We start from the raw sequence: 13,401 nt of genomic DNA on the forward strand, positions 1-13,401 counted from the left end.
CTGTTGTATTGCAGTGGCGCGAGCGGCAAGGCGCTGCTGGCCGAGGCAACAGCACGGCGCGGCGCACGAGATGCGGTTGCGCCCGCTCGCGTTCATTCGGACGGCGCGCCAGTGCGCGCGCCGCGTGTCGGCGGTCTATGCAGACCCGCCGGCTGGCGTAAAGTTGCATCGCGCGGCCGCGGACACTGCGGCCGCCGCGCGATGGTCTTCGCATTTGCTTCGTGTGCCTTGTCCGCCCGGTGGAGGTCCCGGCGGGGCGCATCACGCGACGTAGGCCGCGACGCTCACGAATTGACAGACGCTCCCGGCGAGCACGAACAGATGCCAGATACCATGTCCGTGCCGGATGCGTTCGTCGTTGACGAAAAAATAAATGCCGGCGCTATAGATGATGCCGCCTGCCAGCAACCACGCGGTGCCGGCGGTCGGCAGCGCGCCGAGAAGCGGTCCGGCCGCAACCAGCGCAAGCCAGCCCATGACCACGTAAAGCACCATTGAGAGCATGCGCGTGCGGCGCCCGAGCGTGAGTTCCTGCACGATGCCGAACACGGCAAGCCCCCAGCTCACGCCGAAGAGCGACCAGCCCCACGGCCCGCGCAGCGTGACGAGCGAGAACGGAGTATAGCTGCCCGCGATCAGCAGATAGATTGCGGCATGATCGCACTTCTGCAGCACGGCCTTGATGCGCGGCGCACGCACGCTGTGGTACAGCGTGGAAACCGTGTACAGCGCGCACAGCATGGCGCCGTAGACGGCGAAGCTCACGACCTTGTACGCATCATGATCGAGCGCGCCGAGCGTCACGAGCGAAACCAGTCCCGCGACCGACAGCAACGCGCCCGCAAGGTGCGTAATGCTGTTCAGACGCTCACCCGCGTTCATGACGACCACTCCTTGTTCTTCTTGCCCCATCACAATGGCGAAGGGCGCAGCCGGCGGTGTTTCGCCGGCTGCGCCCTCATCAGGCAGACGCCACTATAGCAGGCGGGCGTCAGTCGAGCGGCGCGGAGCGCAGATCGGCCACCTGTTGTGGGGACACCGGCGTGCCCTTGTTGCCCCACGACATGCGGATGAACGTCACGACCGCCGCCACTTCCTGGTTGGACAGCGATTGCGCGAACGGCGGCATGCCGTACGGGCGCGGATTGCCCTGCGTGCTGGGCGGATAGCCGCCGTTGAGCACCATGCGGATCGGATTCACAGCCGAATGCATCTGGATCGACTGATTGTTCGCGAGCGGCGGGAAATTCGGCGGCATGCCGAGGCCGTTCTCCGCGTGACACTTTGCACACTGGTCATGGTAGATCTTCTGGCCTTGCTGTAAGAGTTCGCCTCCGAACGCTTCGGACGTTTCCATTTGCATGGTCTCAGGCGCTTCCTTCTTTTGCGGAATCGTCTTGAGGTACGTCGCCATCGCCTGGATATCGTCTTCCGGGAGATATTGCAGACTGTTATGGATCACGTCCGCCATGGGGCCGAACACCGCGCCGCGTTCCGAGACGCCGGTCTTCAGGAGGCTCTGGATCTCCTTGATGTCCCAGTCGCCGAGGCCGCCTTCGCTCGAGGTCAGCGAGGGCGCGTACCAGTTCTGCAACGGGATCAGGCCGCCTGCGAACGCGGACGAGTTGACCGGCCCGCCCATCATGTTGATGGACGTGTGGCACATGCCGCAGTGGCCGAGGCCCTCGACCAGATACGCGCCGCGGTTCCATTCGACCGACTTGGTCGGGTCGGGCTTGTACTCGCCTTCACGGAAGAACAGCGTGCGCCAGCCGATCAGCAGATTGCGGTTGTTGAACGGGAATTTGAGCTCGTGCGGGCGGCTCGGCACGCTCACCGGCTCCACCGAGCGCAGGTACGCGTAGATCGCGTCCGAGTCGGCGCGCGAGACCTTCGTGTAGCTCGTGAACGGGAAGGCCGGATAGAGCAGGCTGCCGTCCTTCGAGCGGCCCGTGTGCATGGCGCGGTAGAAGTCGTCGGAGCTCCATTTGCCGATGCCGTACTTGTCGTCGGGCGTGATGTTCGGTGTATAGAGCGTGCCGAACGGCGTCGCCATCGGCAGGCCGCCCGCGAAGGTCTTGCCGCCGCGCACCGTGTGGCAGGCAACGCAGTCGCCGGCGCGGGCGAGCGTCTCGCCCTTCTTGATGAGATCGGACTGATCGACGGGCGTGGCCGCCTGCGCCGAGTTGTTGCGCAGATAGTCGGTGCCGGTCCACAGCACCGGCACGAGCGCGGCGGCGGCGGTGACGACGACTGCGGACAGTGCGAACAGGGACTTGCGGTTCATATGGCTGTCTCCCCCGGCGCCTTATTGCGGTTCGCTGCCGCATGCAAGCGGCGTCTTCAACGAGCCAGCGGGTGCCGGCACGGGATTTTGCGGCGCGCTTTGCGTCGAGAGCCAGGCCGCGACCGCGTTCACGTCGTCATCCGTGAGGCGCGTGGCGACCTCATGCATGCAGTCGGGTGCCTTGGCGTGACGCGATCCCGAGCGCCAGGCGCCGATCTGCGCGCTGATGTAGTCCGAATGCAGGCCGACGAGACCCGGAACGGCGGGCTCCATGCCGGTGAGCTTCGCGCCATGGCAGGCCGCGCACGCGGGCACTTGCCTCGCCGGGTCGCCGTGCAGCACGATCTGGCGACCGTGCGCGAGCGTGCTGTCGCCGACCGCCGGCTTCGAGGGCGGCGGATAGGGCGGCCGCTGCTGCGCAAAATACGTCGCGATCTCGTGCAGGTAGTCGTCGGAGAGATAGGTGACCAGGTAATTCATCGGCGGGTACTTGCGGCGACCCTCGCGAAAATTCATCAACTGGTTGTACAGATACTCCGTGGGCTTGCCGGCGAGGCGCGGGAAGTAGTCGTTGTCGGTCCCCTGGCCGTGCGTGCCGTGGCACGCGGTGCAGCCCTGCACGCGCGAGGCGATCGTGTCGGGGGCTTTGGGCTGTGGGGTCTGGGCGGACGCTGCGCTGAAGATTCCGGTCGTGCCGAACAGCAATGCGGCCAGAAGCGGCGCGGCGAGCGCAATGAGCGGTCTGGAGATACGTCTTGGGGACACGCGTGACTCCATTCTTTATCGTGGACCTGACCAGGCTTCGAACGACCCGGCTTGTAGGCTGCGCGCGCTGAAAAAACAGAACACCGTGCGCGCTGCGGCGACGCGGCAGATTCTATCATCGCGGCCTGATAGTGACTATTTGCCACACGTGCCATCGAGCCGCCTACACGGGCTTGCCCGAACACGATTGCGGCAGAGGGTCGCAACGTCGCCGGTTATGATTCTGCACCTGTTGGCCGATCCGCGACTCGGGATTGACCCTGCTTGCGCGTCACTGCATGCCGTGCGCATCGGGGGTCGCGTTTCGTGCGCGGTTCGTTCGCGATTCGTTCACGGTCGAAGCACGGTTGGACCCCACGGCTGATCCTGTCGTTGACCTCGCTGTTGACCCCACGGTTGACCCGCGGTTGAACCGATCCGCGCGGCGGCTATCGAAGCAGGCACATCTCGAAACGGCGCACACGCGTGCCACCGATGCGGTTGCGTCGCTGCGCCAACCTTGATGTCGATTCCACCTTGTTTTCTTGTTGTTTCCTTGCCACTCGTCTCGATGACTCCAATTGCACTTCCCCCTTCGATGCTGCAGGCACGTGCCGCAGGCCTCGCCCCGCTCCCCATCTGTCGTGAACGCCGGGAGGTCGCGGTTCGATGAAAGCTGACTGGCTGTGGATCGGGCAGGTCGCGATGGCCGCCCTCGTGAACATCGCCTATGCGTTTGCACTGGGCTCGACGCTCTATGGCGCGTGGCTCGAGAAGGACGCGCGTAGCGCGGTCGCGCCCGCACGGCCCGCATGGCTGCGCGCGCAAACATCGCTGCGGGCGGGTTCGCTCGTGCTCGCGATTGCGCTCGCAATCTGGCTGCTCTACGAAAGCGCGTCGATCAGCGGCGGGACGCTGCCGGGCTCATTCGGCGTCGTGCCGACGGTGCTTGCGCAAACGCACGTGGGCCACGCGTGGAGCGTCGCGTTCGTGGGCGCGCTGGTGGTGCTCGGCACGGCGCTGATGCCCGCCACGCCGATGCGCGACGGCGTGCTCTGGCTTGCGCTCATCGCCACGGCTGCGGGACGCGCGGGCCTTGGCCACGCCGCCGATGCGGGATTCGCCTCGGCGGCGCTCGGCGTGCAGACGCTGCACGTGCTGAGCGCGAGCGCATGGAGCGGCATCGTGATGGCCGGCGGGCTGGCCGTGCTGCCGGCGCTGGGCGCCTCGACGGCGCGCGGCGTGCTCATCCGCACGGCGGGGCAAGTGTCCAACGTGGCGCTCTTCGCCGTGGGACTCGTGCTCGCGACGGGTGTGTTCAATGTCCTGCGCGGCACCGGCGGCGCATTCGGCGTGCTCGCAACGAGCGCGTGGGGTCACGTGCTGATTGCCAAGCTCGCGCTCGTGGTGCTGGCCATGCTGCTGGGCGGCTTCAACCGCATGGTGGCGATGCCCGAGTTGCGCCGCGCGGCGTCGACGGCTGTGGCGCGTCGCTTCGTCAACGTGCTGCACCTCGAAGCGCTGGTGATGATGGCGGTACTCATCGTCGCGGCCGTGCTTGGGCACAGCGTGCCGGGCTATGTGTTGCAGGGTTGAAACGCGCGGCCAGTGATGAACCCATGCGTGCGCTGCCGCCGCTTCATTCGTAGCCGAGCCGGTGACTGAGAATGGGCGAGAAGAAGAGGGCGATGGCGCAGCCGATGGCCTTGCCCTCGAGCCCGGCGAGTGCGAGCCCTGATGAAGGATGCGCGATCAGGTCGACGAGCTGCGGCGCGCACCACAGAACCGCGACGCCGATCAGGCTCTGCTCGACGACGAGGATGCGCCAGCCGCGCGTGCGCGCGACGGCGGCAACGATCACGCGCATCAGGCCAAAGACGACCAAAGCGCCGACGGCGGCCTGTTCGCGGATCAGATAGTCGGGGAGCATCGTTTCCATGTGAATCCCTGCGGCTGGGTACCGAGCCAAAATGGGTTTCGGCTTCGCAGGGAATTCAGCAAGGAGCAGGCCAGCGAGGGCCAGGTCGCGCCGCGCGTTGCGCGCGGACGGTATGCGAAGGGCGCCGGGGTCTTGCGCGGCGGGCCTTTGCAGGCGCTTTCGCTGTGTGCGAAAGCGCCATTCGAAACACCCGCCCGAAGGCGGGATGCGGCGGTTGGCCCGAAAAAGGGCCTCAAACGTTACGGCGCTGAAACGCCCAGCAGCCAGGGCGTCACGTAACGCCGCGACTACATCACCACTCGGCGACGCTGCCATCCTCGTGACGCCACACCGGATTGCGCCAGCGATGCCCCGTCTTCGCCATCTCGCGCACCTTCTCCTCGTTGACCTCGATGCCGAGGCCCGGGCCCTGAGGAATCGACACGAAGCCGTCCTCGTACTTGAAGACCTCGGGATTCCTGATGTAGTCGAGCAGATCGTTGCCCTTGTTGTAGTGAATGCCGAGGCTTTGCTCCTGGATGAACGCGTTGTAGCTCACTGCGTCGATCTGCAAACAGGTCGCGAGCGCGATGGGCCCGAGCGGGCAGTGCAGCGCGAGCGCGACATCATAGGCCTCGGCCATCGCGGCGATCTTGCGGCACTCGGTGATGCCGCCCGCGTGCGAGGCATCGGGCTGGATGATGTCCACATAGCCGCCCGCGAGGATGTGCTTGAAATCCCAGCGCGAGTAGAGCCGCTCACCCAGCGCGATGGGCGTGCTCGTCTGATTGACGATGTCGCGCAGCGCCTCGACGTTCTCCGAGAGCACCGGCTCCTCGATGAACATCAGCTTGTACGGATCGAGCTCCTTCGCCAGCACCTTTGCCATCGGCTTGTGCACGCGGCCGTGAAAGTCCACGCCGATGCCGACGTTCGGGCCCACGGCCTCGCGCACCGCCGCGACGTTGTTGATCACGCCTTGAACCTTGTCGAACGTGTCGATGATCTGCAGCTCTTCCGAGCCGTTCATCTTGACGGCCTTGAAGCCGCGCTCGACCACGGCGCGGGCGTTGTTCGCGACGTCGCTCGGACGGTCGCCGCCGATCCACGAATAGACCTTGATCTTGTCGCGCACCTGGCCGCCGAGCAGCGCGTGCACCGGCACGCCATGATGCTTGCCCTTAATGTCCCAAAGCGCCTGGTCCACGCCTGCGATCGCGCTCATCGAGACAGGACCGCCGCGATAGAAGCCCGCGCGATACATCACTTGCCAATGGTCTTCGATAAGCAGCGGATCTTTGCCGATCAGATAGTCGGCGAGCTCGTCGACGGCGGCTGCAACCGTGTGCGCCCGGCCTTCGACCACCGGCTCGCCCCAGCCGACGATCCCCTGATCTGTTTCAATCTTGAGAAAGAGCCAGCGGGGCGGCACGACGAAGGTTTCGAGCCTGGTAATTTTCATGCGGAGTCTCCTTGTCGACGAATCGTCACATCGCGGAGACCATGCTACTGCAAAAATCGCTTTTAAGTGCTATTAATAGTATTATTTCTCTTAAGCTCCCAGTATCTGGGTATTTACGGTGGACATCCCCCAGGAGAACGACCATTCAGCGCGATCTGCACGGAACGGTGGCATTCGAACTCGGCAGCGCGATCCTGCGCGGCGACTACGCGCCCGCCGAGATATTGCCCCGCGAGGCCGAACTCATGGCGGCCTTCGAAGTGAGCCGCACAGTGCTGCGCGAGGCGTTGCGCACGCTCACCTCGAAGGGGCTCGTGGAATCGCGTCCGAAGGTGGGCACGCGGGTGCGCGAGCGCACGGCGTGGAACCTGCTCGACGCCGACGTGCTCGACTGGTACGCGCGCGTCGCGCCGCCGCTCGCGTTTGCGCTCAAGCTTCAGGAAATGCGCGAGATGATCGAGCCGTTCGCGGCGGGACTCGCCGCGAGTGCGCACGATGCGCACGCCTTCGAGCGGCTCGCGCACGCACATACCGCGATGGCCGAAGCGCGCAACGTCGACGAATGGGTGCGCGCCGACTTGCGCTTTCACCTGGCCGTGCTCGCGGCGTGCCGCAACGAACTGCTGGTGCCGCTCGGCACGCTGATCGAGCGCACGCTCGAAGGCCAGTTGCGCGTGAACGCGAAGCGCGCGGACGTGTTCAACGCCGCGTTGCCCGACCATACGGTGGTGTTCGAGGCGATTGGCCGGCGCGATGCGCCTGCGGCGAGCGCCGCAATGGCGGCGTTGCTGCGTGTGACGCGCGAGCGCATCGAAGGGTGAGGGAACTGCAGCGGTGCCGAAATAGAAAAAGCCGCTGTTCCTTGCGGAACAGCGGCTTTCGCATTTGGTGGCGAATCAGGGATTCGAACCCCGGACCTGCGGATTATGATTCCGTCGCTCTAACCGACTGAGCTAATTCGCCGTAGAAGGAAGATTATGGCGACGCCCCGGCGACCTGTCAAGCACTATCTCCCAATTTTTTCGGGGCCGCCGGGCCGCAGCGATTGGCAACGTCAATCCTGCGCGTAGATATCCGAGTCCTTGGTCTCCTTCACGAACAGCATGCCGATCACGAACGTCCCGAGCGCAATGATGATCGGATACCAGAGCCCCGAGTAGATATCGCCCTTGGCCGCCACGATCGCGAAGGCCGTCGCTGGCAGGAAGCCGCCGAACCAGCCGTTGCCGATGTGATAGGGCAGCGACATCGACGTATACCGGATGCGTGTCGGGAACATCTCCACCAGCATCGCTGCGATCGGCCCGTACACCATCGTCACGAATATCACGAGGATGGTCAGGATCGCCACGGTCATCGGCCAGTTGAGCTGCGCCGGGTCCGCCTTGGCTGGATAGCCCGCCGATTTCAGCGCGCCCGAGAGCGTTTTCTCGAACGTTGCGCCGGCCTCCTTCGCGCCGGCCGCCTTGCCGTCAAAGGTGTCGATCGTCGTGTCGCCCACCTTGATCTGTGCGAGCGCGCCGGCCGGCGCGGCGACGTTCGAGTAGTTCAGGCCAGCCTTCGAGAGCGCGCTCTTGGCGATGTCGCACGAACTCGTGAACTTCGAGGTGCCTACCGGGTTGAACTGGAACGAGCATTCGTCGGGGTTCGCGATTACCACGATCGGCGCGCGTGCCGTTGCGGCTTCGAGCGCGGGGTTCGCGAAGTGCGTGAGCGCCTTGAAGAGCGGGAAGTAGGTGAGCGCCGCGATCAGGCAGCCGGCCATGATGATCGGCTTGCGGCCGATCTTGTCCGAGAGCGCGCCGAAGAACAGAAAGAACGGCGTGCCGATCAGGAGCGCCAGCGCGATCAGGATATTGGCGCTCGCGCCGTCCACCTTGAGCGTCTGCGTGAGGAAGAAGAGCGCGTAGAACTGGCCCGTGTACCAGACCACGGCCTGGCCCGCCGTCACGCCGATCAGCGCGAGGATCACGACCTTGAGGTTCATCCATTGGCCGAACGCTTCGGAGAGCGGCGCCTTCGAAATCTTGCCTTCGGCCTTGATGCGCTTGAACGCCGGCGATTCGTCGAGTTGCAGGCGGATCCACACCGAAACCGCGAGCAGCAGGATCGACGCGACGAACGGGATGCGCCACGCCCACGAGGCGAACTGCTCTTCACCCACCGTCGTGCGCACGCCGAGGATCACGAGCAGCGAGAGGAAGAGGCCGAGCGTCGCCGTGGTCTGGATCCACGCGGTGTAGAAGCCGCGGCGTCCGGGCGGTGCATGTTCAGCCACGTAGGTGGCCGCGCCGCCGTACTCGCCGCCGAGCGCGAGGCCCTGCAAGAGGCGCATGGCGATGAAGATCACGGGCGCGGCAATGCCGATCGACGCGTAGCCCGGCAGGAAGCCCACCACGAAGGTCGAGAGACCCATGATGACGATGGTGACGAGAAAGGTGTGCTTGCGACCCACGAGGTCGCCGAGCCGGCCGAACACGATCGCGCCGAACGGCCGCACCGCGAAGCCCGCCGCAAAGCCGAGCAGCGTGAAGATGAAGCCCGCGGTGGGGTTCACGCCGGAGAAGAAGCTTTTGCTGATATAGGCCGCGAGCGAGCCGGCCAGGTAGAAGTCGTACCACTCGAACACCGTGCCGAGCGACGACGCGAAGATCACGCGTTTTTCATCGCTGGTCATCGGCGTGTGTGAGACTTGTCCGCCAACGGTTGCCATATGTGTCTCCAATTTTGATATGCCGCGTGTTGGTATGGCCCGCCCGGGCGGTGAACCTCGGGGCTCGTGCGGTCCTGCGATGCATTATTGGAATGGAAACTTACGGGGTTCTGACGGCAGGGAGCCTTTTTCGTGAGGCGTTTCCGGCTTTCCGTGATTGGCTAATCACCGTTAATTTGCCGCGAATAGTAGGTAACTGCAGGTCAACTTCGTCTATTGATCGGATTCGTGCGGGTTGGGTTAGTGCCCGCTAAGGGTAAGTCCCATCCCCGATTCAGGCCGTTTTGCCGTCAGTTTCGAGCGAATGCTGTCAGCTTGCGCCACGCAGGCGCAGCGTCACGCGCACGAGCGTGCCGGCAAGACGCGGTTCGAGTTGATAGACGTTGTCGTCGATGGCGAGCGTGCCGCCGTGCATCGTCGCGATCTCGCGCACGATCGCGAGTCCGAGGCCGCTGCCTTCGCCGTCGCGCCCGAGGATGCGATAAAAGCGCTCGAGCACGCGCTCGCGCTCGGCGGCGGGAATGCCGATGCCGGTGTCCTCCACTTCCAGATGCACGGCGTGCGCCGCGGGTTCGGGCCGCACGCGCACCGTGATGCGGCCGCCGGCGGGCGTGTAGCGGATCGCGTTGTCGATCAGGTTCGACAGCATCTCTCGCAGCATCACGGGGTTGCCGTCGACCTGCACCGGCGCAGAGCGGCCTTGCGTGCTGCGTCCGCCGTTTTCGTCGTGGCTGGCGTGCCCCTCGTGCCCTTCGTGTCTATCGTGCCTATCGTGCCTATCGTGCCGGTCGGACAGGTTGGGTTCCGGGCCTTCGTAGCCCAGATCCATCTGCTTGGCGAGCGCGGGCTGCACCCAGTCGCGCACCGCGTGACGGGCCACGTCGGCGATATCGACAGGCATGAAGACTTGCCCCGACATGCGGTTCTCGGCGCGCGCGAGCGCGAGCAATTGCGTGACGAGCCGTGCGGCGTGCTCGGAGCTCGTCGCGATCTGCTCGAGCGAGCGGTGTACTTCGGCGCTCGCGTCCTGGCGCAGCGCGAGTTCGGCCTGGGTGCGCAGGCCCGCGAGCGGCGTCTTCATCTGGTGCGCGGCATCGGCGATAAAGCGCTTTTGCAGCTGCATGTTCTGCTCGAGGCGCGTGAGCAGATCGTTGAACGAGGTGACGAGCGGCTCGATCTCGGGCGGGGCGCGCCGCGCTTCGAGCGGCGAGAGGTCGTCGGGGCGGCGCATGCGCATGTTCGACTGCAGCGCGTGCAGCGGCGCGAGGCCGCGCGAGAGGCCGAACCAGACGAGCAGGATCGCGAGCGGCAAGATCACGAACTGCGGCAGGATCACGCCCTTGATGATGTCGTTGGCGAGCTGGCGGCGCTTGTCGAGCGTCTCGGCCACCTGCACGAGCACGGGCTGCGAGCCCGCCAGATTCGGCAGCTCGACCGTCGTATAGGCCACGCGGATGTCGATGCCGTGCAGCATGTCGTCGCGGAATTCCACGAGGCCGGCGGGCGGGCGGTCTTCGTCGCGCGGCAGCGGCATCTCGCGGTCGCCGCTCACCAGCTCGCCACGGCTGCCGAGCACCTGGTAGAACACATTGTCGATGTTGTCGGCGCGCAGGAAGTCGCGCGTGGAGTTGGGCAGCGAGAGTTCAGCCACGCCGTTGACCGGATGGATCTGGCGCGCGAGCACGTAGGCATCGGTTTCGAGCGCGCGGTCGAACGGGCCGTTGGCGATCGATTTGGCGACGAGATAGGTGACCGCGATGCTCATCGGCCAGAGCAGCAAAAGCGGCGCGAGCATCCAGTCGAGAATTTCGCCGAACAGCGAGCGCGGACGCGCCGCCGCGGCTTCGGCCTCGTCGGGCGGGGCGAAGGGGTTGGCGTAGCGGGCGTCGCGCGCTTCGTCGTCGAGCGCGCCGGCCTCGGCTGGGGGCATCGGCGAGGCGCCGGACGAGGCCGGCGCGGGGTGTGCGGCGGGAGCGGGCTCGGCCATCGTCGCGCCTGGCTATTTGTAGTAGTGGCTGGCCGGCATGGCGGGTGGCGCAGCGGCGCCCGGCGTGTCGACGCCCGACGTATCGCCGCCCGGCGTATCGACGCCCGACGCCTCGGTGCGCGCGGTGGTCGCGGGATTCGCCGCGGCCGGGGCGCTTGAGGGGGGATATGCGGGGGCGCTTGTGGGTGCACTTGTGGGTGCACTTGCGGGTGCACTCGCCGGATTCGCTTCTTTCTCGAGGCAGTACCCGAGCCCGCGCACGGTCACGATGCGCACGCCGCCCGCTTCGAGCTTTTTACGCAGCCGGTGCACGTAGACCTCGATCGCGTTGTTGCTTACTTCCTCGCCCCATTCGCACAGATGGTCGACGAGCTGCTCCTTCGAGACGAGCCGCCCGAGCCGCTGCAGCAGCACTTCGAGCACGCCGAGCTCGCGCGCCGACAGATCGAGCGCCTGGTCGTTGATGCGGGCCACGCGCCCGACCTGATCGAACGCCAGCGCGCCATGGCGCACGACCGTGGGGCCGCCGCCCGCGCCGCGCCGCGTGAGCGCGCGCACGCGCGCTTCCAGCTCGTTGAGCGCGAAGGGCTTGGCCATGTAATCGTCGGCGCCGAGGTCGAGGCCTTTCACGCGCTCGTCCACGCTGTCGGCGGCCGTGAGGATCAGGACGGGGAGATTGGAATTGCGCGCGCGCAAGCGGCGCAGCACTTCGAGGCCCGGCATTTTCGGCAGGCCCAGATCGAGGATCAGGAGGTCGAACGTCTGCATCGATAAGGCCGTATCGGCGTCCACGCCATGACGCACGTGATCAACGGCATAGCCCGCCTGGCGGAGTGATCGGACGAGACCGTCCGCGAGTATGCTGTCGTCTTCGGCAATGAGAATTCGCATGTGCGCCAGCGTCGCCCTCGAAGCGCTTTTAAGCCCGTTTTGTGCGTCGCGGTGCGCGCAGCGCTCCCGGCTGGGGGCGAGCCCGGGCAGCGTCGGGCGGCGGTCTCCGAAAATTCGCGGTTTCGGCACGCGCGTCCGCTAAAAACGGGCTTGCCAAAACTACTGTTTTTTTATACAGTGTCTGCGTTCAAGCGTATGTGCCCGAGTTTGTCACCAGCGGCACGTGCGCGTCGTCACCAGACGCCGTTCATCATAGCAAAGGACGATTCATGGAAGATAGCAAGAAAGGCTCGGCTGGGCTGACTGCTGAAAAGAGCAAGGCGCTGGCCGCCGCGCTCGCGCAGATCGAAAAGCAGTTCGGCAAAGGGTCGATCATGCGGCTCGGCGACGGCGAGGCGGTCGAGGACATCCAGGTAGTCTCCACCGGTTCGCTCGGCCTCGACATCGCGCTCGGCGTGGGCGGTCTGCCGCGCGGCCGGGTGGTCGAGATCTACGGTCCGGAATCGTCGGGCAAGACCACGCTCACACTCCAGGTGATCGCCGAATTGCAGAAGCTCGGCGGCACGGCCGCGTTTATCGACGCGGAACACGCGCTCGACGTGCAATACGCCGCCAAGCTCGGCGTGAACGTGCCGGAACTGCTTATCTCGCAGCCGGACACGGGCGAGCAGGCGCTCGAAATCACCGACGCGCTCGTGCGCTCGGGCTCGATCGACATGATCGTGATCGACTCGGTCGCGGCGCTCGTGCCGAAGGCCGAAATTGAAGGTGAAATGGGCGACTCGCTGCCGGGTCTGCAGGCGCGTCTGATGTCGCAGGCGCTGCGCAAGCTCACCGGCACGATCAAGAAGACGAACTGCATGGTGATCTTCATTAACCAGATTCGCATGAAGATCGGCGTGATGTTCGGCAACCCGGAAACCACCACGGGCGGCAACGCGCTCAAGTTCTACGCGTCGGTGCGTCTGGACATTCGCCGTATCGGTTCGATCAAGAAGAACGACGAAGTGATCGGCAGCGAAACGCGCGTGAAGGTCGTGAAGAACAAGGTCTCGCCGCCGTTCCGCGAAGCCATCTTCGACATTCTTTATGGCGAAGGCATCTCGCGTCAGGGCGAAATCATCGACCTCGGCGTGCAGGCCAAGATCGTGGATAAAGCGGGTGCGTGGTACAGCTATAACGGCGAGCGCATCGGCCAGGGCAAGGACAACGCGCGCGAGTTCCTGCGCGAGAATCCGGACATCGCTCGCGAGATCGAAAACCGCATCCGTGAATCGCTGGGCGTGAGCACGATGCCGGCAGACGCCAACGGTTCCGGCGAAGTCGAAGTCGCGGGCGAAGAATAAGTCCCGAAGTCGGCGCCAGAGAGTCAGCACTATCGTGATGCGCAAGGACGGGT

Annotated in this window: 11 protein-coding genes and 1 tRNA gene; 3 read left to right on the forward strand and 9 right to left on the reverse strand. The window is 65.4% G+C overall.

The window, feature by feature from the left end:
* Positions 1–261: 261 nt before the first annotated feature.
* The 3 genes from trhA to L5014_RS05680 all read right to left on the reverse strand — a co-directional run bounded on the left by trhA (position 262) and on the right by L5014_RS05680 (position 3,064).
* A complete protein-coding gene (trhA, locus tag L5014_RS05670; RefSeq protein WP_238462608.1) occupies positions 262–882 on the reverse strand; it encodes a PAQR family membrane homeostasis protein TrhA in 621 nt (206 codons plus the stop codon).
* A gap of 109 nt (positions 883–991) precedes the next feature.
* The gene (locus tag L5014_RS05675) at positions 992–2,287 is read right to left on the reverse strand and encodes a c-type cytochrome (protein ID WP_238462609.1); all 1,296 of its coding nucleotides are present in this window, start codon (positions 2,285–2,287) and stop codon (positions 992–994) included.
* Positions 2,288–2,308: 21 nt separating this feature from the next.
* A complete protein-coding gene (locus tag L5014_RS05680; protein ID WP_238462610.1) occupies positions 2,309–3,064 on the reverse strand; it encodes a c-type cytochrome in 756 nt (251 codons plus the stop codon).
* A gap of 636 nt (positions 3,065–3,700) precedes the next feature.
* Between L5014_RS05680 and L5014_RS05685 the strand changes: the two genes are divergently transcribed.
* The gene (locus L5014_RS05685) at positions 3,701–4,627 is read left to right on the forward strand and encodes a CopD family protein (protein ID WP_238462611.1); all 927 of its coding nucleotides are present in this window, start codon (positions 3,701–3,703) and stop codon (positions 4,625–4,627) included.
* A 43-nt stretch (positions 4,628–4,670) separates the two neighbouring features.
* On the opposite strand, the gene L5014_RS05690 is transcribed toward L5014_RS05685, so the two are convergent.
* On the reverse strand, positions 4,671–4,970 hold the full coding sequence (locus L5014_RS05690) for a hypothetical protein (RefSeq protein WP_238462612.1): 300 nt from the start codon (positions 4,968–4,970) through the stop codon (positions 4,671–4,673).
* 292 nt (positions 4,971–5,262) lie between these two features.
* The gene (gene dgoD / locus L5014_RS05695) at positions 5,263–6,411 is read right to left on the reverse strand and encodes a galactonate dehydratase (RefSeq protein ID WP_238462613.1); all 1,149 of its coding nucleotides are present in this window, start codon (positions 6,409–6,411) and stop codon (positions 5,263–5,265) included.
* A gap of 83 nt (positions 6,412–6,494) precedes the next feature.
* Here dgoD and L5014_RS05700 point away from each other — a divergent pair, with 83 nt between their 5' ends.
* Complete coding sequence (locus tag L5014_RS05700; protein WP_238462864.1) at positions 6,495–7,232, forward strand: FadR/GntR family transcriptional regulator; 738 nt, start codon at positions 6,495–6,497, stop codon at positions 7,230–7,232.
* A 65-nt stretch (positions 7,233–7,297) separates the two neighbouring features.
* On the opposite strand, the gene L5014_RS05705 is transcribed toward L5014_RS05700, so the two are convergent.
* The 4 genes from L5014_RS05705 to L5014_RS05720 form a co-directional block, all read right to left on the reverse strand.
* Positions 7,298–7,374, reverse strand: a tRNA-Met gene (locus L5014_RS05705).
* A gap of 91 nt (positions 7,375–7,465) precedes the next feature.
* Positions 7,466–9,124, reverse strand: coding sequence for an MFS transporter (locus L5014_RS05710; RefSeq protein ID WP_238462614.1), 1,659 nt, complete (start codon positions 9,122–9,124; stop codon positions 7,466–7,468).
* 310 nt (positions 9,125–9,434) lie between these two features.
* On the reverse strand, positions 9,435–11,111 hold the full coding sequence (locus L5014_RS05715) for a sensor histidine kinase (protein WP_420800021.1): 1,677 nt from the start codon (positions 11,109–11,111) through the stop codon (positions 9,435–9,437).
* 12 nt (positions 11,112–11,123) lie between these two features.
* Positions 11,124–12,002 carry a response regulator transcription factor gene (locus L5014_RS05720; RefSeq protein ID WP_238462615.1) on the reverse strand — a complete coding sequence of 293 codons (879 nt, stop codon included), beginning with the start codon at positions 12,000–12,002 and terminating at the stop codon, positions 11,124–11,126.
* 269 nt (positions 12,003–12,271) lie between these two features.
* Between L5014_RS05720 and recA the strand changes: the two genes are divergently transcribed.
* Positions 12,272–13,348: a recombinase RecA gene (gene recA, locus L5014_RS05725; RefSeq protein WP_238462616.1), complete on the forward strand. Its 1,077-nt coding sequence runs from the start codon at positions 12,272–12,274 to the stop codon at positions 13,346–13,348.
* Positions 13,349–13,401: the final 53 nt, after the last annotated feature.

Source organism: Paraburkholderia tagetis (assembly GCF_022213065.1).
In the GTDB taxonomy this organism is placed as follows: Bacteria; Pseudomonadota; Gammaproteobacteria; order Burkholderiales; family Burkholderiaceae; genus Paraburkholderia; species Paraburkholderia tagetis.

Excerpts from the sequence above, each read along its gene's own strand:
- dgoD (WP_238462613.1), bottom strand. The coding sequence starts at position 6,411 with ATGAAAATTACCAGGCTCGAAACCTTCGTCGTGCCGCCCCGCTGGCTC.
- trhA (WP_238462608.1), bottom strand. The coding sequence starts at position 882 with ATGAACGCGGGTGAGCGTCTGAACAGCATTACGCACCTTGCGGGCGCG.
- L5014_RS05690 (WP_238462612.1), bottom strand. The coding sequence starts at position 4,970 with ATGGAAACGATGCTCCCCGACTATCTGATCCGCGAACAGGCCGCCGTC.
- L5014_RS05720 (WP_238462615.1), bottom strand. The coding sequence starts at position 12,002 with ATGCGAATTCTCATTGCCGAAGACGACAGCATACTCGCGGACGGTCTC.
- L5014_RS05710 (WP_238462614.1), bottom strand. The coding sequence starts at position 9,124 with ATGGCAACCGTTGGCGGACAAGTCTCACACACGCCGATGACCAGCGAT.
- L5014_RS05680 (WP_238462610.1), bottom strand. The coding sequence starts at position 3,064 with ATGGAGTCACGCGTGTCCCCAAGACGTATCTCCAGACCGCTCATTGCG.
- L5014_RS05715 (WP_420800021.1), bottom strand. The coding sequence starts at position 11,111 with ATGGCCGAGCCCGCTCCCGCCGCACACCCCGCGCCGGCCTCGTCCGGC.
- L5014_RS05685 (WP_238462611.1), top strand. The coding sequence starts at position 3,701 with ATGAAAGCTGACTGGCTGTGGATCGGGCAGGTCGCGATGGCCGCCCTC.
- L5014_RS05675 (WP_238462609.1), bottom strand. The coding sequence starts at position 2,287 with ATGAACCGCAAGTCCCTGTTCGCACTGTCCGCAGTCGTCGTCACCGCC.
- recA (WP_238462616.1), top strand. The coding sequence starts at position 12,272 with ATGGAAGATAGCAAGAAAGGCTCGGCTGGGCTGACTGCTGAAAAGAGC.